General features: G+C 33.2%; 21 protein-coding genes. 8 read left to right on the forward strand and 13 right to left on the reverse strand.

The window, feature by feature from the left end; genetic code table 11:
* Window positions 1–60 precede the first annotated feature (60 nt).
* Window positions 61–942: a DMT family transporter gene (locus DFQ02_RS02290; RefSeq protein ID WP_116039355.1), complete on the reverse strand. Its 882-nt coding sequence runs from the start codon at window positions 940–942 to the stop codon at window positions 61–63.
* A 118-nt stretch (window positions 943–1,060) separates the two neighbouring features.
* On the opposite strand from DFQ02_RS02290, the gene DFQ02_RS02295 reads away from it, so the two are divergent.
* Window positions 1,061–1,555 carry a heavy-metal-associated domain-containing protein gene (locus DFQ02_RS02295; RefSeq protein ID WP_116039356.1) on the forward strand — a complete coding sequence of 165 codons (495 nt, stop codon included), beginning with the start codon at window positions 1,061–1,063 and terminating at the stop codon, window positions 1,553–1,555.
* Window positions 1,556–1,602: 47 nt separating this feature from the next.
* Here the strand turns inward: DFQ02_RS02295 and gldD are convergent, their stop codons facing one another.
* The 4 genes from gldD to mutY all read right to left on the reverse strand — a co-directional run bounded on the left by gldD (window position 1,603) and on the right by mutY (window position 5,181).
* Window positions 1,603–2,181, reverse strand: a complete 579-nt coding sequence (gldD, locus tag DFQ02_RS02300; RefSeq protein ID WP_116039357.1) for a gliding motility lipoprotein GldD — start codon at window positions 2,179–2,181, stop codon at window positions 1,603–1,605.
* Window positions 2,181–3,485 carry a gliding motility-associated protein GldE gene (locus DFQ02_RS02305; protein WP_116039358.1) on the reverse strand — a complete coding sequence of 435 codons (1,305 nt, stop codon included), beginning with the start codon at window positions 3,483–3,485 and terminating at the stop codon, window positions 2,181–2,183. Before DFQ02_RS02305 ends, gldD begins: the two co-directional genes overlap by 1 nt.
* Window positions 3,486–3,599: 114 nt before the next feature.
* Complete coding sequence (locus DFQ02_RS02310) at window positions 3,600–4,052, reverse strand: single-stranded DNA-binding protein (RefSeq protein ID WP_116039359.1); 453 nt, start codon at window positions 4,050–4,052, stop codon at window positions 3,600–3,602.
* Between the two features lie 88 nt (window positions 4,053–4,140).
* On the reverse strand, window positions 4,141–5,181 hold the full coding sequence (gene mutY / locus DFQ02_RS02315; RefSeq protein ID WP_116039360.1) for an A/G-specific adenine glycosylase: 1,041 nt from the start codon (window positions 5,179–5,181) through the stop codon (window positions 4,141–4,143).
* Between the two features lie 141 nt (window positions 5,182–5,322).
* On the opposite strand from mutY, the gene DFQ02_RS02320 reads away from it, so the two are divergent.
* Both DFQ02_RS02320 and DFQ02_RS02325 read left to right on the forward strand, forming a co-directional pair.
* A complete protein-coding gene (locus tag DFQ02_RS02320) occupies window positions 5,323–5,613 on the forward strand; it encodes an HU family DNA-binding protein (RefSeq protein WP_116039361.1) in 291 nt (96 codons plus the stop codon).
* A 380-nt stretch (window positions 5,614–5,993) separates the two neighbouring features.
* A complete protein-coding gene (locus DFQ02_RS02325) occupies window positions 5,994–7,538 on the forward strand; it encodes an Rne/Rng family ribonuclease (RefSeq protein WP_116039362.1) in 1,545 nt (514 codons plus the stop codon).
* 63 nt (window positions 7,539–7,601) lie between these two features.
* On the opposite strand, the gene DFQ02_RS02330 is transcribed toward DFQ02_RS02325, so the two are convergent.
* The 3 genes from DFQ02_RS02330 to DFQ02_RS02340 all read right to left on the reverse strand — a co-directional run bounded on the left by DFQ02_RS02330 (window position 7,602) and on the right by DFQ02_RS02340 (window position 10,563).
* Window positions 7,602–8,639: an NADP(H)-dependent aldo-keto reductase gene (locus tag DFQ02_RS02330; RefSeq protein ID WP_116039363.1), complete on the reverse strand. Its 1,038-nt coding sequence runs from the start codon at window positions 8,637–8,639 to the stop codon at window positions 7,602–7,604.
* Window positions 8,640–8,809: 170 nt separating this feature from the next.
* Window positions 8,810–9,766, reverse strand: a complete 957-nt coding sequence (locus DFQ02_RS02335; RefSeq protein ID WP_116039364.1) for an OmpA family protein — start codon at window positions 9,764–9,766, stop codon at window positions 8,810–8,812.
* Between the two features lie 32 nt (window positions 9,767–9,798).
* Window positions 9,799–10,563 carry an exodeoxyribonuclease III gene (locus DFQ02_RS02340; RefSeq protein WP_116039365.1) on the reverse strand — a complete coding sequence of 255 codons (765 nt, stop codon included), beginning with the start codon at window positions 10,561–10,563 and terminating at the stop codon, window positions 9,799–9,801.
* Between the two features lie 123 nt (window positions 10,564–10,686).
* Between DFQ02_RS02340 and DFQ02_RS02345 the strand changes: the two genes are divergently transcribed.
* Window positions 10,687–14,109, forward strand: a complete 3,423-nt coding sequence (locus tag DFQ02_RS02345; RefSeq protein WP_116039366.1) for a hypothetical protein — start codon at window positions 10,687–10,689, stop codon at window positions 14,107–14,109.
* Here DFQ02_RS02345 and DFQ02_RS02350 read toward each other — a convergent pair.
* The 4 genes from DFQ02_RS02350 to DFQ02_RS02365 form a co-directional block, all read right to left on the reverse strand.
* Entirely contained in the window at window positions 14,106–15,023 is a 918-nt protein-coding gene (locus DFQ02_RS02350; protein ID WP_245940189.1) for a M28 family peptidase, read from the reverse strand. The two genes, DFQ02_RS02345 and DFQ02_RS02350, sit on opposite strands and share 4 nt — an antisense overlap.
* Before the next feature lie 106 nt (window positions 15,024–15,129).
* The gene (locus tag DFQ02_RS02355) at window positions 15,130–15,873 is read right to left on the reverse strand and encodes a succinate dehydrogenase/fumarate reductase iron-sulfur subunit (protein ID WP_116039670.1); all 744 of its coding nucleotides are present in this window, start codon (window positions 15,871–15,873) and stop codon (window positions 15,130–15,132) included.
* Between the two features lie 22 nt (window positions 15,874–15,895).
* Complete coding sequence (locus DFQ02_RS02360) at window positions 15,896–17,911, reverse strand: fumarate reductase/succinate dehydrogenase flavoprotein subunit (RefSeq protein ID WP_116039367.1); 2,016 nt, start codon at window positions 17,909–17,911, stop codon at window positions 15,896–15,898.
* A gap of 10 nt (window positions 17,912–17,921) precedes the next feature.
* The gene (locus DFQ02_RS02365) at window positions 17,922–18,596 is read right to left on the reverse strand and encodes a succinate dehydrogenase cytochrome b subunit (protein WP_116039368.1); all 675 of its coding nucleotides are present in this window, start codon (window positions 18,594–18,596) and stop codon (window positions 17,922–17,924) included.
* Window positions 18,597–18,864: 268 nt separating this feature from the next.
* Here DFQ02_RS02365 and DFQ02_RS02370 point away from each other — a divergent pair, with 268 nt between their 5' ends.
* Complete coding sequence (locus tag DFQ02_RS02370) at window positions 18,865–20,157, forward strand: aminopeptidase P family protein (RefSeq protein WP_116039369.1); 1,293 nt, start codon at window positions 18,865–18,867, stop codon at window positions 20,155–20,157.
* 55 nt (window positions 20,158–20,212) lie between these two features.
* Here DFQ02_RS02370 and DFQ02_RS02375 read toward each other — a convergent pair whose 3' ends face one another.
* Window positions 20,213–21,535 carry an aspartate kinase gene (locus DFQ02_RS02375; protein ID WP_116039370.1) on the reverse strand — a complete coding sequence of 441 codons (1,323 nt, stop codon included), beginning with the start codon at window positions 21,533–21,535 and terminating at the stop codon, window positions 20,213–20,215.
* A gap of 195 nt (window positions 21,536–21,730) precedes the next feature.
* Between DFQ02_RS02375 and DFQ02_RS02380 the strand changes: the two genes are divergently transcribed.
* The 3 genes from DFQ02_RS02380 to DFQ02_RS02390 are packed head-to-tail and all read left to right on the forward strand — an operon-like array spanning window position 21,731 to window position 23,536.
* A complete protein-coding gene (locus DFQ02_RS02380) occupies window positions 21,731–22,387 on the forward strand; it encodes a hypothetical protein (RefSeq protein ID WP_116039371.1) in 657 nt (218 codons plus the stop codon).
* Between the two features lie 45 nt (window positions 22,388–22,432).
* Window positions 22,433–23,212 carry an alpha/beta fold hydrolase gene (locus tag DFQ02_RS02385; protein WP_116039372.1) on the forward strand — a complete coding sequence of 260 codons (780 nt, stop codon included), beginning with the start codon at window positions 22,433–22,435 and terminating at the stop codon, window positions 23,210–23,212.
* Between the two features lie 57 nt (window positions 23,213–23,269).
* Complete coding sequence (locus DFQ02_RS02390) at window positions 23,270–23,536, forward strand: hypothetical protein (protein ID WP_116039373.1); 267 nt, start codon at window positions 23,270–23,272, stop codon at window positions 23,534–23,536.
* Window positions 23,537–23,579: the final 43 nt, after the last annotated feature.

The raw sequence follows: 23,579 nt of genomic DNA on the forward strand, positions 1-23,579 counted from the left end.
TCTTTAAATTTCGGAAAAAAATCTGAGAATTAATAAAATAACTCCAAATATTTGAGTTAACTACCCTTTTTGTTTTTGTGCCAAGTACACTCCAACAAAAATAATTACCGTTGAAAAGGCTTGCGAAATACTAAAGCGCTCCCCATCTAAAAGCCCCCAAAAAACAGCCACAACAGGCATTAAATAAGCCACAGAAGAAGCAAAAACAGGTGTTGAGACTTGTATCAACTTATTAAATAAAACTTTAGCCACTGCTGTACCAAATAAAGACAAAATCACCATGTACAACAACGCTGGTTTCAATTGTTCATTAGCAAGGGTTTCTTCCTTAAAAAACCCGCTGGTAATTAAAACTATCATGGCGGGAATCATAATAACCATAAAATTCCCCACGGCTATTGTTAGCGCATTCACATGCTGGAGATGGTACTTAATAATATTGGAGCTTGCTGCATACATAATGGTAGCAATGATAACCAATACAGCATAAAAGTAATTTTGATTAGGATTTAATGACACCCCATTCATTACGAGAATTAATGTTCCTATTAACCCAATAAAAACGCCCAAAACCTGTCGTTTAGTTGATTTTATTTTGAACAGTAAAAGGCCTATTAGAATAGTATTTAGAGGCACCAAGGAATTTAATATAGAAGCTATAGCACTATCAATCTCGGTTTCAGCATAAGCGAAAAGAAAAGACGGAAAAAAAGTACCAAGAAGCCCAGTTAGTACTATTCCTTTCCATTCTTTAGCTCCTTTTATTTCCTTAATTTTCCTGAACCCAATAATAAAAAGAAATGTTCCCGTAAAAATAATCCTAACAGCTCCAAGTTGCATGGGAGTTAAACCTACAAGACCTTTTTTTATTAGCATAAATGAGCTACCCCAAATTAATGAAAGTATAAACAGATAAATCCACTTTGGGTGCAGTGCCTTCATTGATGATTCATTTGAATTACAAAATTCAACTTTTTAAACCTAATAAAAGAGCTTTATTTAGTAATTTTGTACAATCATTGATTGTTAAATAGATTATAATTTTAAAACACCTTATACAATGAACATATTAAAATACATCTTGGTTTTGACAGTACTGGTTTTATTTGCTTATAGCTGTAAAAATAAGGTTGAACCAGAATTAAAAACTATTGAAGTTTCGGCTGAAGCTGAAAAAACAATTGACCCTAATGCCACTTTTGCTAAAGCAGAGTTTACTATAGACGGCATGACCTGTGAAATTGGTTGTGCTAAGACTATTGAAAAGAAAATTGCCAAAATGGAAGGTGTAAAATCTGCAAAGATAGATTTTGACAAAAAGTTAGCTATGGTAGAATATAACGAAGCTAAAGTGACGCCAACTTCATTGGAAGAAACCGTTACCAATGTTGCCGACATTTATAAAGTAAGCAATATGAAAACCGTTGATGCATTTTCTACTACAAAAAAATGTTCAGCTGATTGTAGAGAGGCTTGTTGTGCCAATAAAACAGAAACTGAGAAAAAAATATGCGCTGCAGATTGTAAAAAGTCATGTTGCGCGCAAAAGGCTTAAAGAAAGCATGAAAATCATTAAAAAGACTTCCAAATTGGAGGTCTTTTTTATTTCCAACTAATGGTTTCCATCATGTGAATAATGTCTTTTTGTAAATAGTTGGCTGCAGGAAGTATAGAATCATAATTAGGTCTTGCATAAAAGTATAAAGACCCTGTTAAAAAATGATTTACGCTATCAGTCACATAGAACTGAACCGGGGACGCTACATTACCTTTTACTTCAGATAATGCTCCAAAAACTTTTTTCTGCATATTCTCATAAGGTGTCACCGGAATTTCATCTGCCTTTTTTGTATGCTCTAAGGTGAATTTTTGAGCATCTCTTAAAAAACTCTCCAAATTCTTTTGATTACCTCCTACTGCTTTATAGGTTAAAAATATGGTACCTCTAAGTGATGGATACTCTAAATTAACACCATAACTCTCTGTTGGAGCCTGCATTTTTTTTAACGAAATTTTTTTTGCTAACAAATTAGTTTCAAAAGTAAAAGGTACTTCAAGATTTGAAGTAACGTATTTTGCCTCTGGGTACTCCAACCTTAAAAAGGCTTTGGGTTTTGGCTTGTAATCTTCACCACAAGAAACACACAAAAAAAATATAAAAAGAAATAAATATCGGCCCATCAAGTAATTGTAAATTTTACAAGTTTAATACGTTTTCTATCTAACGCTTCAATAGTAAAAACGTAATTTTTAAAATTTATTTTACTGTTAAGTTTAGGAAAACTACCAGATATTTCAAGCACAAACCCTGCAATAGTCTCTGCTTCACCTTTATTTTCTTCAAAAAGATCTTCATCTTCAATTTTAGTAATCTTATAAATATCTTTCAAAGCTGTTTTTCCTTCAAACACATAATTGTTATTATCAAGTTTAGAGTATTGTAAATCTTCATCATCAAACTCATCGCTTATATCACCTACAATTTCTTCAATAATATCTTCCAAAGAAATTAAACCCGAAGTCCCTCCATATTCATCAACAACTACAGCTAAATGCACTTTCTTCTCTTGGAACTCTGCCATTAAATCATCTAACTTCTTGTTTTCTGGAACAAAAAAAGGTTCTTTAATTAGACTAACCCAGTTAAACTGTTTTTTATTAATATGAGGTAGTAAATCTTTAACATAGAGAACACCTCTTATTTGGTCTATATTATCCTCATAAACTGGAATTCTGGAATACCCATTAGCAATTATTTCTGGCATGATTTCAGCATATTTCTGTTCAATGTTTAATGCAAAAATATCAATACGCGGACGCATCACTTGTTTGGTATCGGTATTACCAAAAGATACTATTCCTTGCAGAATCTTATGTTCCTCTTTAGTGGTGTCTTCCTCACTGGTTAGCTCTAAGGCTTGCGATAGTTGGTCAACACTTAAATTAGATTTACGTCTACCTAACTTATTGTGAATTGCTAGGGTTACACTCTGCATTGGCGAACTTATAGGTGAAAGTATTAAATCTAAAACTTTCAAGGGATACGCCATAAAAGAAGCAAATTTTATATTATTTCTACTAGCATAAATTTTAGGTAAAATCTCACCAAAAAGTAAAATAAGAAAGGTAATTACAATGACTTCTAAAACAAATTTCACTTTAGGATTTGCAATGTCTCCAAAAATAAAATCTCCTAAGTAAGCAAATAAAATTACCGTTGCAATATTTATAAAATTATTAGCTACCAAAATAGTTGCCAGTAACTTTTTAGGACGTTCTACTAGCACAGAAACCACTTGCATACGTTTAGAATTTGCTTCTAAACCAGCTTCAACATCATTCTTTGTAAGTGAAAAAAGTGCTACTTCCGCACCAGAAATAAGCGCAGAACAAACTAAGAGTAAAATCAGTAGTACAAAACCAGAAACAATTGAAATGTCAATTGCAATAAATAAACTTAAAAAACTGGAAGGGTCGGGGTCCAAATACGTTGGTTTTAGTTAAACAAAAAGTATTTAAAAACTTTTGATGAATTCCTACTTTCACAGGAATGCCAAATTAATGAAGTCTCAACTAAAGTTGAAAAGTGCTTTTCTAATTTAAAATGGAAGGTCATCATTATTTTCTTCAACTGTGGGTTCACTAACAGATTGTTGCTGGTTTGAATCTGGTTGCCTTGTACTTGTGGCCGCTTGAGTATTTTGCTCACTTTCCTTTTTTGTGGTTAAAAAGGTGAAATCTGTGCATTGAATTTCAGTGCTGTAACGTTCGTTTCCAGAATCATCTTGCCACTTGCGGGTTTTTAGTCGTCCTTCAATATAGACCTTATCGCCTTTGCTCAAATACTTTTCACAAATTTCAGCACCTTTGTTTCTAACCACTATGTTATGCCATTCTGTGTTAGTAACACGCTCATTTGTTTGTCTATTAGTGTAAGTTTCGTTTGTTGCCAAAGGAAATCTTCCAACGCATCCACCTCCTTCAAAATAATGCATTTTTACTTCATCTCCTAAATGCCCTATAAGCATTACTTTATTTAATGTTCCTGACATAACTGAGTTAATTAATTGATTGCAAAATTACTTAATTGTAACTCATTTTTAAAATTAATAAAAAAATATGATTAGCTTCTATTTTGAACTAAAATATGAAAGACTCTATAAAGTTTCCAATTAAGATAGGAACCGCATAGTCTTTGATAGTGTTTATTGCAGTACCTTCTGTTTTTAAATTTTTAACATGAACAATCCAAAACTTCGTATACAAATGTTGATGAGATAATTTATGAACTAAACTTTTTTCATTATACAAAGACAACTCAAATGAAACATTTTCAAGAAGTTTATGATTCTTAATATGATTTTTAAAATTGTCAAAATCCATTTCAGACTTTGTTTCTATTAATGGAAATTGATAAAGGTTTTGCCAAATACCCCTTGTTTTTCTCTGTTTCAAAATTGTTTTACCGTCTTCAGAAATAAACACCAAAAAGTTAAAATATTTCTTTTTTGCCTTTACAGCTTTAATTTTTACTGGTAACTGGCTAATTCTCTTTTGCTTTAAAGCCAAACAGGAAATGTTTAACGGACAAATTTCACAATCAGGATTTTGAGGTCTACACTGTATAGCGCCAAACTCCATAATAGCCTGATTAAATTCGGCTGGCTTTTTTTTGTCAATTAGTTCTTGAGCCAATGATTTAAATTCCTTAATTCCCTTGGTTGAATTAATGGGTGTATCAATTCCAAAATATCGAGATAAAACACGGTATACATTACCATCAACCACCGCGGTAGGCTCATTAAAACAAATAGATGCTATGGCACTAGCTGTGTAATCACCAATTCCCTTAAGTTTAATAAGCTCTTTGTAGGTTTTTGGAAATTCACCATTCAATTCATTTACAATATACATAGCTGTAGCATGTAGATTCCTTGCTCTAGAATAATAACCAAGTCCTTGCCACAACTTTAACACTTTACTTTCATTAGCATTGGCTAGCTGGAATACCGTCGGAAACGCTCTTAAAAAAGTTTCATAATACGGCAACCCTTGTTTAACCTGTGTTTGCTGCAAAATAATTTCTGAAAGCCAAATACAATAGGGTTCTTTAGTTTGTCGCCACGGAAGGCTTCGCTTATTAATTGAATACCAGTTAATTAAAGTTTTTGAAAATTGCATTAATAGATTTTAGACAAAGCGCTAAAATAAACCTTTATAATCTTAAATTTTAATGAATTAGGTTTGAAATATTGAATATTTAATTCCTATATTTGCATCCCTTAAAAATAGTATACAGTAATTATAAAATAACAATTTAAAATGACGAAGGCTGATTTAGTAGCAAAAATTTCTGAGAAATTAGGAATTGAAAAAGGAGATGTTCAAGCAACTGTTGAATCTTTCATGGAAGAAGTAAAAACTTCATTAGAAAGTGGTGATAATGTTTACTTAAGAGGTTTTGGAAGCTTCATTATTAAAACTAGAGCCGAAAAAACAGGAAGAAACATTTCAAAAAACACAACCATTAAAATTCCTGCTCATAACATCCCTGCATTTAAGCCTGCAAAAGTTTTTGTTGAAGGAGTTAAAACTAACGTAGAAGTAAAGTAAAAACAAAATAAATTATTAATTTTAAAAGACACTATTTATGCCAAGTGGTAAAAAACGCAAAAGACATAAGGTAGCTACGCATAAGCGTAAAAAACGTAGACGCGCTAATCGTCATAAAAAGAAAAAATAAATCGAAAAAGTAGTTAGGTTAACTACTTTTTTGGTTAAAAAAACCAAACGTTCTTTGAAATGAGTTCTTAAAGAACTCCACGGGTAAAAAATCCTGTGATGATTATCTATAAGATAGATAATCAAAAAATATTGTTTAATCCATCTGTACCATTTAGGTTTTAGGTTTTGGGTTTTGGGTTTTAGACAAACAACTTTAAACTTTAAACTTTAAGCTTTTTAACTAAAACGTATGGATAAAAATTAACGAAATGGATAAAGAATTGATCATCCGATCTAGTTCCGATGCTGTTGATTTTGCCTTATTAAAAGATGGAAAACTAATTGAATTACAAAAGGATGAAGACGAGAACAATTTTTCGGTTGGTGATGTGTTTATAGCCAAAATAAGAAAAACAGTTCCTGGGTTAAATGCTGCATTTGTTAATGTAGGTTATGAGAAAGATGCTTTTTTGCACTATCATGATTTAGGCCCAAAATTGCCTTCACTTTTAAAATTCACTAAACGTGTAAGCACAGGTAAACTAAAAGATTTTTCTTTAAAAAATTTCCCATTTGAAAAAGATATTGATAAAGACGGCAAAATTGTCGACGCATTAAAATCTAATCAATCGCTATTAGTACAAATTGTTAAAGAACCCATATCTACAAAAGGCCCTAGAATAAGTTCTGAGCTTTCAATTGCCGGTAGATATATTGTTTTAGTCCCTTTTTCAAACCGCATTTCTATTTCACAAAAAATAGAAGATCGCGAAGAGAAAGACCGCCTAAAACGATTGGTAAAAAGTATAACACCACAAGGATTCGGCGTTATTGTTCGTACTGTAGCACAAGGCAAAAAAGTAGCCGAACTAGATAAAGATTTACAGAATTTGCTTAGTCGTTGGACAGCAATGTGTAAAAAGTTACATAAAGCCCATCACCCAAGTAAAGTGTTAGGAGAAATGAATAAAGCCTCGTCTATTTTACGAGATATTTTCAATGACACCTTTACAGGAATAACAGTTGATGATGAAGAGCTTTATTATCAATTAAAAGATTATCTGCAAGAAATTGCACCAAAGAAAGAATCAATAGTTAAATTGTATCAGTCTAAAGTGCCTATTTTTGAAAAATATGGTATTGAAAGACAAATAAAGACCTCTTTTGGTAGAACCGTTTCTATGGCAAAGGGTGCCTATTTAGTAATAGAACACACCGAAGCCTTACATGTGATAGATGTAAATAGCGGAAACCGCTCTAACAAAGCTAACAATCAAGAGGAAACTGCATTAGAAGTTAACTTAATAGCTGCTACAGAACTGGCCCGCCAGTTACGATTACGTGACATGGGTGGCATCATTGTAGTAGATTTTATAGACATGACTAATGCTGAAAACAGGCAGAAGCTCTTTAATCATCTACGCGAAGAAATGCAAGATGACAGAGCAAAACATAAAATTTTGCCTCCAAGTAAATTTGGGTTGATACAAATTACAAGACAGCGTACGCGCCCTGAAATGAATATAAAAACCAGAGAAGAAGATCCAAATGGAATCAACGGATCTGAGGTTGAAGCGCCTATTGGACTCGTTCAAAAAATAACGCATGATCTTGAAGTATTGTTTCGAAAAGACTATAAAAAGTTGACTTTAAACACACATCCTTTTATAGCAGCCTTTTTAACCAAAGGTTTTCCATCTATACGTTCAAAATGGTTTTTTGAACACAAAAAATGGGTAAAAATTTTACCAAGAGATGCTTACACATATTTAGAGTACCACTTTTTTGATAAAGACGGTAATCAAATTAAATAACTCAAAAGCCTTACTATTAGTTTAGTAAGGCTTTTTATTTTTAAACTCATACCTATAAAAGTCTTACGGTGCTGGATTAGGAATTACACTATGTACCGAATTAATAGCATCAACAACTTCAGTGCTTAATTCTACATTAATACTATCAATATTCTCTTTAAGCTGTTCTAAATTGGTAGCTCCAATAATATTACTCGTTAAGAATGGTTGCTGATTTACAAATGCCAAAGCCATTTGACCAATGGACAAATTATTATCCTCTGCAATTTTTAAATACTTTTGCGTTGCCTTTGAAGATTGTTCGCTACTATAACGAGCAAACCTTGGAAACAATTTTAACCTAGCATTATCAGCAGCTATACCTTTAATATATTTACCAGACAAGACTCCAAACGCCATTGGCGAATAGGCAAGTAAACCTAAATTTTCTCTCATTGAAACTTCTGCCAAATCGCCCTCAAAAGTTCTGCATAACAAGGAATAAGGATTTTGAATGGTTATTGGTCTAGGTAAATTATCACGCTTGCTCTCCTCTATATAACGCATAGCTCCCCAAGCTTTTTCATTTGAGAGACCTATATAACGAATTTTTCCACTTTTAATAACCTCTTGCAAAGCACGTAGCACCTCATTGAAGTTATCCTTCCAATCATCATCAGGATTATGTTTAAAATCCCTAACCCCAAAAGTATTTGTTTGTCGCTCTGGCCAATGTAATTGAAACAAATCTATATAGTCTGTTTGTAATCGTTTTAGCTCGTTATCAACAGCTTGATGAATAGCTTCTTTGCTAAATCCAGTTTTACGGATATGTGCTGTATAATCTCCTGGACCAGCAATTTTACTAGCTATAATAACCTTATCTCTTTTGTTTCCCTTTTTCAACCATGTTCCAATTATCTCACTTGTCTTTCCCTGAGTTTCAGGTGAGGCTGGTACTGGATATAACTCGGCAGTATCAATAAAGTTTACACCTCGATCAACGGCATAATCAATTTGAGCATGCCCTTCTGCTTCTGTATTCTGATTTCCCCAAGTCATGGAACCTAAACATATTTTACTAACTTTTATATCGGTGTTTGGCAATACTGTATACTTCATTTACAAAATTTTTGTAGTGTTGAAAATTGAAAGAAAATGCTATTTCATTAATAACAAAAATAAAAACCTTTCCGGTAAATTATATTACTGAAAAGGCTTTTGTTATGTATGATATTGTTTTGTATTATAAAATGACTATCTAACTATTAAATTAAAGAAATAACAACGAATTAATTCTCCAACAACCTAGAAAGCTCATCTAATTTAGGCGTTAAAATGACTTCTATACGTCTATTTTTTGCCTTTCCTTCAGGAGTATCATTTGTAGCAACTGGTGCATACTCACCTCGTCCTGCAGCTGTTAAATTCTCAGGATTGATTGCTGCATTTTCTCTAAGAATATTTACTATGGCGGTGGCCCGTTTGGTTGATAAATCCCAGTTTCCACTTAATTGACCACTACCTTTATACGGCACATTATCTGTGTGCCCTTCTATTAAAACGGCAATATCTGGATTATCTCCCAACACGTTGCCAAGTTGCTGAACAGCTCTACGTCCTTCGGTATTAACAGCCCAACTTCCTGAACTAAAAAGCAGTTTATTTTCCATAGAAACATATACTTTACCGTTGCGTTGCTCTACCGTTAAACCTTTGCCTTCAAAATCGGTTAAAGCTCTTGAAATGGCATCCTTTAAAGCACTCATAGCTGCATCTTTATCTGCAATTACTTTTTCCAATTCAGCAACTCTGTTAGATCGATCTTCCAATTCTTTTTTTAGTTTTGCTAAACGAGCACTTTCCGCCACCAAAGCCTGTTCTTTAGCTTCTAATTGTGCTAAAAGCTCTCTATTCTTTTGAGAATTTTTAGCAATTGCTGCAGAACTGTTCTCTTCTAAAGCTTCATAAGATGCCTTTAAAGCATCATAATTAGACTTCATTGCATTATAATCGGCTCTCAGTTTATCACGATCTGCTATCGCTTCTTCATAAGCTGCTTGAATTTGTTTTAACTCATTGGTGGCTGCATTTTTAGCCTTTAAAAGGGCTTCATTTTCATCTGATAGTTTTCGGTTCTCATTTTTTAAATTATTGTATTTCCCTTCCAGTTCTTTATAAACTTTAGGTGATACACAAGAAGCAAAAACCACTAGGGTTAATACTAATACTGAAATTCTTTTAATCATTAGGTTAGGTTTTTGGGTTTGACTGTTTTTAATTAATGTTCAATTTCTAAAAGTATAGGACAATGGTCACTGTGAACCGCATCCTGAAGTATAACGGCTCTTTTTATGTTTTCTTGTAATGGCTTAGCGACCATGGCATAATCTAATCGCCAACCTTTGTTATTTGCACGTGCATTAGCTCTATAACTCCACCAACTATATTGTTGCTTTTCTGGATTTATAAACCTAAAAGAATCAATAAAACCACTATCAATAAATGCACCTATCCACTCTCGCTCCACCGGTAAAAACCCTGAAACATTCTTAAGACCTTTTGGATTATGAATATCAATTTCTTCATGACAAATATTATAATCGCCACAAATAATAAGATTCGGAATGGTTTTTTTAAGGTTGTTAGTATAGTCTTGAAACATGTCCATGTATTCCAACTTATGCTCTAATCTATCAATATTTGTGCCAGAGGGCAAATACAAACTCATAATTGAAAAATTATCAAAATCTACTCTCAAATTTCTACCTTCAAGATCCATAGACTCAATACCAGTACCGTACTCTACATGGTTGGGTTTGTTCTTACTTAATACAGCTACACCACTATAACCCTTCTTTTGAGCACTGAACCAATAATGGTGATTATAACCAGCTTCCTCAAAAACTACTAAATCTAATTGTTCCTTTAAAGCCTTTATTTCCTGTAAACAAATAACATCTGGACTGGCCGCTTTTAACCAATTTAAAAACCCTTTATTAATTGCTGCTCTAATGCCATTTACGTTATATGATATGATTTTCACTTGCTTGTCTTTTGTTTTCAGCTAAAATAAATAATACATTACTTTTACACCATGGCTTTAACAAGCATTTATACAGAAAACTATCAACATACTATTTTAGACTTATTTTAGTTTAAATACCTAATGAAGTACGGTTTATTTACGCTTTTATCCATAATTAGCTTTTTTGGTTTTTCTCAAAACCAAAACGCTAACTACAAGTCTGTTAAAGTAGCGGTAAAAGAGTCTATTAAAATTGATAGTGTTAGCATTAATTCCAGTAGTTTTTCAATACAAAGAAAAGACCAAACATTATTAGATTCATCCTATTATCACGTTGATTTTTCAAAAGTTCTAATAACCTTCAAAAAACCTGTAGAAACAGATTCTATTATTATTAACTATTTAAAATTTCCAGCGTTCCTAACTAAAACATATAAGCAATTAGATGAGTCTATCATCATTTCTGATAAAAGTAGCGCACAAACCTTATTAAAATTATCACAACCCAACAATAGCAATATATTTACACCATTTGATGGGTTAACAACATCGGGGAGTATTTCAAGAGGAGTTACTATTGGCAATAACCAAAACTCCGTTTTAAACAGCGAATTGGACTTACAGATAACCGGTAAATTGAACAATAAAGTATCCTTAAGAGCTTCTATTCAAGATGCCAATATTCCTTTACAAGAAAGCGGTTACAGCCAACGATTGGATGAATTTGATCAAGTGTTTATTGAACTTTTTAGTGACTCTTGGAATATTAGAGCCGGAGATATTGATCTTCAAAATAACAACTCTTATTTTGCTAGTTTCTCCAAGCGTGTTCAAGGGCTATTGATAAATGCCAACTTAGGCAATAATGACCCACAAAATAATCTTTTTGCAGCAGGTGCCATTGTACGAGGACAGTTCACAAGAAGTCAGTTCACAGCCCAAGAAGGAAATCAAGGCCCCTATAAACTGCAAGGTGCCAATGGTGAATTATTTGTACTTATTGTATCTGGCAGTGAAACCGTTTATGTTAATGGCGTTGCTGTAAGTCGCGGTGAAGACCAAGATTACATCATAGATTACAATGCTGGGGAAATTATTTTCAACTCCACCTACCCAATTACTTCTGAAATGCGCATTACGGTAGATTATCAATTTAGTGAACGAAACTATTCTAGATTTGTAGCGTATGGAGGCGGTAATCTGAATAGTGACAAACTAAAAATTGGTGTTTCGGTTTATTCTGAAAGTGATGCTAAAAATCAGCCACTGCAACAGAATTTGTCTGAGGAGCAGGTTCAAATTCTCGCCGATGCTGGTGACGATCAAACTCAAATGGTAGCTCCATCAGCGGTTCAGGAAGCTTTAAATGAAAACAGAATTTTATACAAAAAAGAACTCATTGGTGGTGTTGAAGCTTTTGTGTTTTCTAATAATCCTAATGATGAGTTATTCAGGGTAACCTTTACTCAAGTTGGAACTAATCAAGGCGATTATGTTCTAAGCAACGCCAATACCGTTAACAATATTTACGAATATGTAGGAGTTAATCAAGGTAATTACGCCCCCATAGTTCAACTGGCAGCCCCTACCAGACTACAAATTGCCGTTGTAAATGGTAGCTATCAACCCCATGAAAAAACGAATATAAACTTTGAATTGGCTGGTAGCAAAAATGATTTAAACCTTTTTTCAAGTTTAGACGACAATGATAACAACGGAGTTGCTGGTAAGTTAAATATAGAACAAAGTCTTGTGAAAAAAGATAGTCTTTGGTCTTTGAATGTATTTGCAAATACAGACTATATACAAGATAATTACAGAACTATTGAAAGGTTATATAACGTGGAGTTTGCACGAGACTGGAATTTATTATCTTCAGACGGCACTGTTTCTAATATGAATATTGGAGACCAAACCTTAATACATTCAGGTTTGCAGTTATTTCATCCAAAAAAAGGCTTAGTGAACTATCAATTTGAACATTTAAACTATTCAGGTGGTTTTAATGGAAATCGTCATGTAGCCTTTGTTAATCTTTTATTAAACAAACTTAGAATTAAATCAAATAGTAGTTTTTTAAATACCAAATCTAACCTAAATGAATCTTCATTTTTAAGATCACATACTACAATAGCCTATGGTATGAAAAAAAGTTGGATTGGAACTAAACTAGCCATTGAAGACAATGAACAAAGAGAAATTAGTACCAATACTTTAACACCCTTAAGTCAGAAATTCAAATCTTATGAAATTTTTACTGGTATTGGAGATAGTACGAAAATTTTTGTGGAATTAGGTTATAAAAACCGAGTGAATGATAGCATTAGAAATAACCAATTACAAAAAGTTAATACATCCAATACTATTTACTTAAATTCTAAACTTGTTCAAAACAAAAACACCAATCTATCACTTTATGCTAACTACAGAGATTTAAAAAGTGAAGAAATGGGTATTAATGATGAGCAATCTGTAAATTCCAGATTACAATTCAACCAGAGGCTCTTTAAAAATATAATTCAGTGGAATACCATTTATGAGACCAACTCTGGCACCTTACCTCAACAAGATTTCACCTACATAGAGGTGGAAGCAGGTCAAGGCACATACACCTGGATTGACTATAACAATAATGGTATTCAGGAATTAGAGGAGTTTGAAATTGCACAGTTTCAAGATCAAGGGAAATATATAAGGGTGCTACTACCTAACAGGATTTTTATTAAAACACATCAAAACAGATTGAGCCAAACATTAACTATTAATCCATCGCAATGGTCTGTCAATGAAAAAAAATCGAAGAAATTCTGGTCACATTTTTACAACCAGACCAGTTATTTAATTGACAGAAAAAATAGAAGAGACAACAATAGTTTTAATCTTAATCCTTTTAAAAGTGATGAAAATAATCAACTAGGTTTACAATTAAACTTTAGAAATGTTTTGTTCTTTAATAGAGGAAAACAGAAATACACCACCTCTTACACTTATCTGGAAAACAAAACTAGAAATATCTTATCTATCGGATTTGTTGAAAATAGTTTAAAAAGTCATCAATTAAACTTTAATCATAAATTATCAGACAATTGGCTCACTTCCTTTTTTTTAGCAACTGAAGAAAACCAAAGTTTAAGTGAGAATTTTGCTAGTAGAAACTACAATTTTGAAGAAACTCGTTTTAACCCCAAACTATCCTATTTATTTAATGACAACTCTAGCTTTGATGTATTTTATGAGTTTTCTCAAAAAGATAATACTATTGGAGGTTTAGAATCCTTAAAACAACAAAGATATGGAGCGTCCTTTTTATTTTCTAAAAATGCTAAAAGCGCCATTAATGGGGAGTTTAATTTCTTTTCGAATATATTTAATGGCAATGCCAACACACCTGTAGCCTACCAAATGTTAGAGGGTTTACAACCCGGAAAAAACTTTACTTGGACGCTGCTTGCTCAAAAAAAGCTAACTAATTTTTTGGATCTTAATCTAAGCTATTTTGGGAGAAAAACTGAAACAAGCAATACCATCCATACTGGTTCAATACAATTAAAAGCTTATTTTTAATGAACATCAATTTTTTTAAACACAGAGATAATAACCTTAACTGCTTCGGTATAAAATTCTGGATGAATATTTTCAAAATCATCGGTTGCCTCATGATAATCTTCATGGTCTTCAACTCCAAAATATAAAAAAGGAATTCCTCTTTTATGAAAATTGGCATGGTCTGACGCATACACCCAACTATCTTTATCATCATAACCATCATGACCTGTAATAAGGTTTACTTTTTTAGATTCTGTACAACAAACTGCTTTTCTTAAAAAAGTATAAACATTTGCCCCAGCCACATACAACTCTTTTTTATCACTTCGGCTTATCATATCCATGTTAAGATTAGCTTTTATCATTTTTAAGGAAAAAGGAAAGTTTTTAATAAAATATGATGACCCCTGCATGCCAAGTTCCTCAGCATCAAAAGCCGCCAAAATAACCGAATGTTTTGGTGGGTATTTTTGAAAAAATTGAGCAAAACTAAAAAGCGCACCTATACCAGAAGCATTATCATCTGCGCCATTATAAATGACTCCATTATTGACTCCTAAATGATCATAGTGCGCACTAATAACAATATACTTATTAGGTTCAAGCGTTCCTTCTATGTAACCTAAAATGTTTGTCCCCTTAAAATCCTTTTTACCTTTAGAGAATAAAAAAGATTGCTCATAAGACTTTTTGAAAGGCTGTATTTTTAAACTATAAAATTGGTTAATAATATACTCCTTTGCCTTAATAGCTCCGTTACTACCAGTAAGCCTACCTTCAAAGACATCTGAAGATAATGTTTCTAAATGTCTTAAAAGAGCTTCTTCATTAAAATAAGACTCCGTTTGTTCTTGCGAAGAACTAAAAGAAACACTCAGAAGACCTATAACAACTAAGGCTAAACTCTTGGGTAAAACATTGAGAACAGTCAAAATATTAAGCTTTAAATATCTAATATACTCTTTTAATAAACTATCTCTAAATAAAAAAAGCCCACACTAAAATAGTATGAGCACATGTTTATAGTTAATTTGTTACTTACTTCACAGATGCTTTTATAAGTTCTCTATTCATTCTAGCAATATTGTCTAATGAAATACCTTTAGGGCACTCAACTTCGCAAGCTCCTGTATTAGTACAGTTTCCAAAGCCTTCTAAATCCATTTGAGCTACCATATTCTTAACACGATCGGCCGCTTCAACTTGACCTTGGGGCAATAATGCGTATTGCGACACCTTAGCACCAACAAATAACATAGCTGATGAATTTTTACAAGTAGCCACACAAGCACCACATCCAATACAAGTTGCAGCATCCATAGCCTCGTCTGCAGCGTGTTTAGAAATTGGAATAGCATTAGCATCTTGGGTATTACCAGATGTATTAACTGAAATATAACCACCTGCTTGTTGAATTCTATCAAATGCACTTCTATCAACAACTAAATCTTTGATAACAGGGAAAGCAGCCGCCCTAAATGGCTCTATATATATTGTATCACCGTCATTAAACATACGCATGTGTAATTGACAAGTAGTTACTCCCCTATCAGGTCCGTGCGCTTCACCATTAATATATAATGAACACATCCCACAAATACCTTCACGACAATCATGATCAAAAGCTACAGGCTCATCGCCCTCAGCAATTAATTGTTCATTCAAAACATCCATCATTTCTAAAAAAGACATGTGTTCTGAAATATCATTCACCTTGTAAGTTTCCATCTTACCTTTAGATTGCGCATCTTTTTGACGCCAAATCTTTAATGTTAAATTCATTCCTTTTCCAGACATAACTTTCTTATTTGTATGAACGTTGTTTTAATTCAATATCTTTAAATTCTAACTCTTCTTTGTGAAGAACCGCATCTCCTGGTTCTCCTTTATACTCCCAAGCAGCTACGAAAGCAAAGTTCTTATCATCTCTTTTTGCTTCTCCCTTTTGAGGGCCAGATTCCTCAGCCGATTCTTCTCTAAAATGACCTCCACAAGATTCTTCTCTCATTAAGGCATCTTTAGCAAATAACTCACCTAATTCTAAAAAATCTGCAACACGACCAGCTTTTTCAAGTTCAGGATTCATTTCATTTGCTGAACCTGGCACATTAACATCTTTCCAGAACTCCTCCCTAAGGGCTTTAATCTCTGCCATGGCTTCTTTTAAACCCTTTTCATTTCGAGACATTCCTGCTTTATCCCACATAATTTTTCCAAGGCGCTTGTGAAAATAATCAACAGACTTACTTCCTTTATTATTCATAAAGAAGTCTATTCTATCGTTCACAGATTTTTCAGCATCCTCAAATTCTTTTAAATCTGTTGGGATTTTTCCTGTTCTAATATCATCTGCCAAATAATCTCCAATGGTGTATGGTAACACAAAATATCCATCTGCCAAGCCTTGCATTAAAGCAGAAGCACCTAATCTATTTGCACCATGGTCTGAGAAATTAGCTTCACCAATACAATATAAACCAGGAACCGTAGTCATTAAATTATAATCTACCCAAATACCGCCCATAGTGTAATGAACTGCAGGGTAAATCATCATGGGTGTTTTATATGGATTGTCATCTACAATTTTCTCATACATTTGGAAGAGGTTTCCGTACTTAGCTTCAACTATTTTTTCTCCCAGCTCTGTAATTTTTGTTTTAGATGGATTGTCAATTCCTTGAATCTTAGCTTGTTCTTTTCCATAGCGTTCGATTGCCGAGGCAAAATCTAAATATACCGCCTCACCAGTGGCATTAACTCCGTAACCAGCATCACAGCGCTCTTTGGCAGCACGAGACGCAACATCTCTTGGCACAAGGTTTCCAAAAGCGGGGTAACGTCTTTCTAAGTAATAATCTCTTTCTTCTTCAGACAAATCGGTTGGTTTTTTACGACCTTCTCTAATAGCCTTAACATCCTCTAAATTTTTAGGAACCCAAATACGCCCATCATTCCTTAATGACTCTGACATTAAGGTTAATTTAGATTGGTAATCTCCGGAACGTGGAATACACGTTGGGTGGATTTGTGTATAACATGGATTAGCAAAAAACGCCCCTTTCTTATGCATTTTCCATGCAGCAGTGGCATTAGACCCCATAGCATTGGTTGACAAGAAATATACGTTTCCATAACCTCCAGAACCAACAACTACGGCATGAGCAGAATGACGCTCAATTTCTCCAGTAACTAAATTCCTTGCAATGATTCCTCTGGCCTTCCCATCTACAATTACCACATCTAACATTTCATGGCGGTTGTACATTTGAATCTTTCCACGAGCTATCTGACGATTCATTGCAGAATAAGCTCCTAGCAACAACTGCTGACCCGTTTGACCCTTGGCGTAAAATGTTCTTGAAACAAGCACCCCACCAAAAGAACGGTTATCTAATAATCCACCATAATCACGAGCAAAAGGTACACCTTGCGCCACGCATTGATCAATTATGTTTGCTGAAACTTCAGCTAAACGATATACGTTAGCCTCTCGAGAACGATAATCACCTCCCTTTACAGTATCATAGAACAATCTGTAAACCGAGTCTCCATCACCCATATAATTCTTTGCTGCATTGATACCTCCTTGAGCCGCAATAGAGTGCGCACGTCTTGGAGAATCTTGATAGGCAAATGCTTTTACATTGTATCCTAACTCAGCCAATGTAGCTGCAGCAGAACCACCAGCTAAACCTGTTCCAACAACAATAATATCTATATTACGTTTATTAGCTGGGTTAACTAAATTGATTTTATCTTTATATAATGTCCATTTATCTTTTAACGGACCCTTTGGTACTTTTGAATCTAAAACACTCATATTCTGAAAATTAATGGTGATTAAAATGATGGTAAACAGCTACAATTATAAATCCTAATGGAATTGCGAAAGAATATATCTTTCCAAAATTCTGTAGTGCTTTTTTTCTTCCAGCAGTTGAACCCATAGATTGAAATGCCGAAGTAAAACCGTGTAGCAGATGTAAGGCTAATAGAATAAAAGATACTACGTAGGCTGCAACCCTTACAGGATTCTCGAACTTAGCAACCATTTCGTGAAAATATCTGAATTCACCGTTATGCAAACCAGACATATCACCTTGAATATATTTTACATTGATTTCGGGAATCCAGAAATCTATAAAATGTAATACCAAAAAAGCCAGTATCACTAATCCGCTGTAAATCATATTCCTACTCATCCAAGTAGAATTCGCAGCACCATTGTTCTTTGCATATGAGACTCCAAGTGCTTTCCTGTTTTTTAATTCTAAAACAAAGCCCATTACAAAGTGGAAAACAACTCCAAAAAGCAATATTGGTTGCAACGCAAACTGAACTGCCGGATTAGTTCCCATAAAGTGAGATAACTCATTAAATACATCTGCACTAAACACCGAAGTAATATTAACGGCTAAGTGAATTATCAAGAAAAACATAAGAAAGAATGCAGAAAGCGCCATGGCAACTTTTCTTCCTATTGAAGATTTAAAAAATCCGCTCATTATTTAATTTATTTAGTAAGCTGCAAAGGTAAATTACAATACATTCATAGACAATATGCAAATGATTTATTATTCTTATTTAGAATAATTATAAGTAATAATACTTAGTTTTAATAAAATGACAAAAGTCATTTCTGTCAAAAAATAGTCAGTACAATTTCAAGAAGCTCATAATGGTAATATTCTCAGTTTTTAATTATCAAACACCAAACATATAAAAGTGTACTTTATTTTTTAATTTTACCTAATAACAACTATTTAAAATGCAATGAAATATTCTTCAATAAACAACACCTTATTCATAAAAAACAGAAAAAACTTTGCTTCTAAAATGAAACCCAACAGTTTAGCTGTGTTTAATTCAAATGACATATACCCCATTAGTGCAGATAGCACCTTACCTTTTCAACAACACCGCGATATTTTTTTTCTAAGTGGCGTTGATCAAGAAGAAAGTATTTTAGTTTTATTTCCTGATTCTCCCAAAGAAAAGCACCGGGAAATTTTGTTCTTAAAAGAAACCAATGATCACATTGCTATTTGGGAAGGAGAAAAATTAACCAAAGAAAAAGCTTTTGAAGTTAGCGGTATTAAAACAGTTTACTGGTTGCAAGACTTGGAAAAGATTATGTTTGAAATCATGACCCAATGTGATACGGTTTATATCAACACTAATGAACATTATCGCTCTAATGTTGAAGTTGAAACAAGAGAAGACCGTTTTACCAAATGGTTAAAAGAAAAATATCCAGCACATACTGTGGCTAAAAGCAACCCTATTTTGCAAAGACTACGATCTGTAAAAGACAACATTGAAATTAATCTGATTCAACATGCCTGCAATATTACCGAGAAAGGATTCCGCAGAATTCTAAATTTTGTAAAACCTGGTGTATGGGAATATGAAATTGAAGCAGAATACATCCATGAATTCATCAGAAATCGCTCTAACGGATTTGCTTACACTCCAATAATTGCCTCTGGTAATAATGCCAATGTTTTACACTATATTGAGAATAACCAACAATGTAAAGAAGGCGATTTAATACTCATGGATGTTGGTGCCGAATATGCGAATTACGCTAGTGATATGACAAGAACCATTCCAGTTTCGGGGAAGTTTTCAGATAGACAAAAAGCCGTTTACAATGCTGTTTTAAAAGTAAAAAACGAAGCGACAAAAATGTTAGTCCCTGGAACACTTTGGGAAGCATATCATATTGAAGTTGGCAAAATTATGACATCTGAATTATTGAGTTTGGGATTACTTGACAAAGCTGATGTTCAAAACGAAAATCCAGAATGGCCGGCTTACAAAAAGTACTTTATGCATGGTACTAGTCATCATATGGGCTTAGACACTCATGACTATGGTATATTAACAGAACCTATGCAAGCAAATATGGTTTTTACAGTAGAACCCGGTATTTATATACCAGACGAAGGGTTTGGAGTAAGACTAGAAGATGATGTAGTTATTCAAGAAAGGGGCGAACCAATTAACTTAATGAAGAACATTCCAATTGAGATTGAAGACATTGAATCTATTATGAATTTATAACATAAAAAGAGGGGTAAAAACCCCTCTTTTTTGCTGCACAAACCTGATCATATTTTTAAAGAGTGACTAATTCAAATAAATATGCGTTTAGTTTTTGCAATGTTTCGACTTTATCTTTTGTATCAATGAGCAATGAAATATTGTTTCGACTTCCTCCATAAGAAATCATTCTAATTTTTACATCTTTCAAAATCTGAAATAACTTAAAAGTATCTTCATGGTTTACTATGGAGTGTCCAACCAAACAAACAATACTTTGATTTTTATCCACCTCAATAGTTGCAATTGCTTCTAATTCTGATACAATTTTATCAAGGTTTTTATCATCATCTATGGTTAAAGAAACTGCTACTTCCGAGGTAGTAATCATATCTATAGAAGTTTCGTGAACCTCAAAAATCTCAAACACTTTTCTTAAGAAACCATGCGCCTGTAGCATTCTACCAGACTTAATTTTAATAGCAGTTATGTTATCTTTTGCTGCAATGGCTTTAATACCATTTTCTACATGGTTACTACTTATTAAAGTTCCTGGTGCAGGCGGATTCATGGTATTTTTTAATCGAACAGGAATACCATCCTCTCTTACAGGCAATACTGTTTGTGGATGTAAAATTTTGGCACCAAAGTAAGCTAACTCTGCAGCTTCATCAAACGATAAATCTGAGATTGGTTGTGTACCTTCTACAAACCTTGGATCATTATTATGCATACCATCAATGTCTGTCCAGATTTGCACTTCCTCAGCTTTAATTACGGCTCCAACAATAGTAGCTGTATAGTCACTACCGCCTCGTTGTAAATTAGATACTTTCCCTGCATCATCTAAACAAATAAACCCTTGAGTAATATAAATATCTGCCCCGGGGGTACTATTTAAAACCTCGTTTAAATGCTCCTGTATGTATTTAAAATCTGGCTCCTTAACTTCATTAATTTTCATAAAATCTAATGCTGCTAACAATTGAGAGTTAATTCCTTCTTGCTGTAAATAAGCATTAAACATATAGGTTGAAAGTAATTCTCCTTGAGCCAAAACTTCATTTTCTAAAGTCAATGAAAATGGTTTTTCTAAACACCGTAGCAAGAAATTAAAACGTTCGTTTACATATGCCATAACCCCAACATTGAGATACTTGTCTGTTAATAAGTTATCTACAACGTCTACATACTTCTTATATAGTTTATCAATTTCAGACTCTGCTTGATTTATATTATTTTTTTCAATTTCTGAAGCAATACTCACTAAAGCATTGGTTGTGCCAGACATTGCTGAAAGCACCACTATTTTTTTACTCCCATCATTAATGATGGATTTTACATGGTTCATGTTTTCTACCGAACCAACCGAAGTACCTCCAAACTTTAATACTTTCATTTATCTAAATTTTTATTTGTTTAGGTCGTTACACACCACTAATGTCATTTTCTTCAAATTGAGCTGTAAAATTAATATAGAAGATGAGTTACAACCTATTTTTATAAAAATATGTTTACTTTTACACATAATGTTAAATATTTAACACAAAAACAGCGTGAATTATTATTTCGAATTCAATAAAATTCAAAATAGATGAAAACCGTATCCAACTGCGTAGAAGACATACTCATTACACAACCATATTTAGAGGAAGCTTTATCAAGAAACATTATTAATTATAGCGCTTTGGCTGTTGAACTCACGGAGCCTATTAGCAAAATGTTGAAAAAAGATGTAAAACCGGGTGCTATTATGATGGCTCTAAGACGTTACAGTCCGCCGCCTACTCTTAGTAATACATTAAAAATGAGACGTGTAATACAAAATTTGGGCGATATTACCGTGCGTTCCAATTTAACAGATTTTACTGTTAAAAATTCCGATACTTTAATTGATAATCATGCTAAAATATTAGCACGTATAAACCAAGAAAACAAACTTTTTTACACCTTTACTAGAGGTATTCATGAGAGTAACATTATCATTTCAAGCAGCCTAAAAGATTTTGTTCAAGACAACTTAAAAAACGAAAACTTTCTTGCTATGCAAAGTGGGCTTTCTGCTATTAGCATTAACCTGCCTCAAGACAACTCTAAAATAGCCGGTTTGTACTATCACTTTTTTAAGCGCTTAGCATGGGAAGGTATTGTTTTATATGAAGTGCTATCTACTACCAACGAGTTTACTATTTTAGTAGAAGATGACTTTGTAGACAAGGCATTTACAGCTATAAAAAGGGTAAAATCTTAAATATTTAAACCAATCATTTTTAAATTTGTACTTGATATTTAAAGTATGATTTTAGAGTACAAAGGCATTGATATATTTTATACCGATTACGGCAAAGGTTCAACCATTGTCTTGCTTCATGGGTTTCTAGAAAACTCTAACATTTGGAAACCTTTCATACCACAATTAAGTAAAAAAAATCGAGTGGTTTGTATTGATCTTTTGGGGCATGGTCAAACGGGTTGTTTAGGATACATACATACTATGGAGTTAATGTCCGAAATAGCTGAAGTCGTATTAAAGCATTTAAAAATTAGAAAATCAACATTCATTGGACATTCCATGGGTGGCTATGTAGCGCTTGCTTTTGCAGAAAAGAATCCGGACAACGTAAAAGGTCTTTGTCTTATGAACTCAACTGCCAGAGCAGACACCCCTGAAAAACAATTAAACAGAGACAGAGGTATTGAAGCTGTTAAACAAAATCACAAAACCTTCATTAGAATTGCCATTGCTAACCTGTTTTCTAAAAAAAATCAAACTTTATTTTCCAAAGAAATTAAATCATTAACTAAAGAATGTTTAAACACACCGTTGCAAGGAATAATTGCTGCGTTAGAGGGTATGAAAATTAGAGAGGATAGAGAAGTTTTGCTACACTTTTCTCCTTATAAGAAAATGATGATTATTGGAAAACAAGACCCTGCCCTTGATTATAATTCATTAAAAGCACAATCAAAAAACACTGAAGTAATTATAGTAGAATTAGAAGGTGGACATATGAGTTTTATAGAAAACAAAGATGACTTTTTAAATTCAATTATGCATTTCATCGAAAAAAAATAACTTTTTATCGTTTTTTTAATTATTTTTTGTAGGTTTATAGTTACTAAATTATTAGCCATGAGTAAAACTACTAATAAACCTAATTTATTTCCGAGGATTTACTGTTCTCTTTTTGGTCATGATTATGAGATAAGTAAGAAAGTTACTCACCATGTAAAGGAGTACACTTGTAGTCATTGTAAAAAGGAACTTACTACAAATAGTAATGGTGATTTAATAGAGTTAACACCTAAGTTCAAGGAAATTAACGATATCTTGGAACGAATGTACATATCTAGAATGCAGCGTTCAAAGAAAAAAACATTCGCTTCGTCGATTTATTAACAACATCAAGTTACTTTTGTCGATTTTTTAATACATTTAGTCT

Origin of the sequence: Seonamhaeicola aphaedonensis (assembly GCF_003386195.1) — a bacterium.
GTDB classification, from domain to species: Bacteria; Bacteroidota; Bacteroidia; order Flavobacteriales; family Flavobacteriaceae; genus Seonamhaeicola; species Seonamhaeicola aphaedonensis.